The organism is Oerskovia sp. 140933, from assembly GCF_059651515.1.
In genome coordinates this window covers 1-1,574 of record NZ_JAMXIO010000071.1, presented here as the reverse complement: position 1 = coordinate 1,574, position 1,574 = coordinate 1, and the positions used below count along the sequence as shown (strand labels likewise).

Below are 1,574 nucleotides of genomic sequence, written 5' to 3'. Positions count from 1 at the left end.
GGGGGGCGCGCGGTACCTGCCGGTCTGCCCGGCTTTTCCACTTTCGGTCCCTTCTCGTCGGGACAGGGCTTGCTGGTCAGGTGGCGGCTGTCAGTTGGCCGCTGGCGGTCTCGAAGAGCTCATCCCAGGCCTGCTGCCAGGGCCAGTTGCGCGGTAGGTGCAGCAGCCAGGTGCGGGCACGGTTGGCGATGCGGGCTGGGACGGCGATGAGCTGAGCGCGGATGGTGGCCATGCGGGCTTTGGCGTGGAAGCGCGAGGCCAGCACCCCGGCTGCGCGGGTGAGGTTGAAGGCGATCGCTGCCAGGACGGTCCAGGCGCTGTTGGCGGTGAACACTGCCGAGGGCATGTGGGCCAGCGGACCGTTCTTCAGGTCGGCGATGACCTGCTCGATGATGGCGTGGTCACGGTGAGCGGCCTCTGCCTGGAGCATCGACAGCGGGGAGTCGGTGAACACGGCGTGATGACGGTAGACGTTGAACATCTCGCCCTGGCCCTGGGGCACCGACCGCGGGTTGAGTCGCTTGACGCGGCGCACGATCAGCCGGGCGCTGGTGTGGTCGTCCTTCTTACGAGAGGTGAAGGCGGTGTAGTGGATCTCGGCCACGTCGGCGTCGGAGACCCAGCGCTGCTCGTCCTCGTCCCAGATGGCCTCGGGGTACTTGATTCCCACCCACGCCTCCTCGGGGATGCGGGAGATGGCGGCGACCACGGCCGCGTCCATGCGCGCGGTGATGGAGAAGTGCGCGCCACCGCGGCGGACCGCGGCTACGACATCGTGTTGGTAGAAGGCGCTGTCGGCGCGCACCGTGACCATGCCCCCGGCCCCTGCCCTGCGAGCCGCGGCCAGGGCCTCGGCGATCATCTTGCCCGCCCCGCGCGGTGACTTCACCGAGCCCTTGCGCAGCCGGATGCCGGCGATCACCGGCGCCGCCGTGGGCGTCGACAACGTGGCCACCAGCGCGTTGAGGCCCTTGACGCCGCTGTAGCCGTATCCCGCGCCCTGCTTGGCGTAGCCGTGAGTCTCGCGGATCGTGTCGTCGAGATCGACGTAGGCCATCTCATCGACGCCGGACACCAGCGCAGGCACCCGAGCGGCCAGCGCGGCCAGCAGCCGAGAAGCGATCGCGTCCAGTTGGCGAACGTGCCCGAACTTATAGCCGCGCAGGTGCGTGCCCAGCGTCGTGGGAGCCCGCAACTCGCTGAACGCCCGGCCCATCCCGCCGTGGCGGACCAGGTCCATGTCGCTGATGCTGTCGGCCCCGGCCACCATCCCGCCGACCAGCGCACCGACCTTCACCTGCGCGTTCGCACCGGCGCTGCCGGCCAGGGTGATGTGCGCATCGACCAGGTCCGACAGCCCCGCCGACTCGGCCAGCAGCATCACCGGCACCAGCCCACCGGCAGCGATCAGATTGTCATCATCGAACTCAGCGGAGAAGCTGTGGGAAACTCGCACTACCGATGCTCCTGTAACTCAGCGGTCTGGGACTCTCAGCAAGTCCATTCTTGCTGGTCACAGGAGCATTCGGCTCTCACGACCCGCCCCTCAGCCCGATCCGGCCGGCGGATCCAGG

1 protein-coding gene is annotated in these 1,574 nt (G+C 68.9%); it reads right to left on the bottom strand.

Annotated elements, in window-relative coordinates; all coding sequences use genetic code 11:
• Positions 1 to 76: 76 nt before the first annotated feature.
• The gene (locus NHG27_RS18935) at positions 77 to 1,456 is read right to left on the bottom strand and encodes an IS1380 family transposase (RefSeq protein ID WP_095797264.1); all 1,380 of its coding nucleotides are present in this window, start codon (positions 1,454 to 1,456) and stop codon (positions 77 to 79) included.
• Between the last annotated feature and the right edge of the window lie 118 nt (positions 1,457 to 1,574).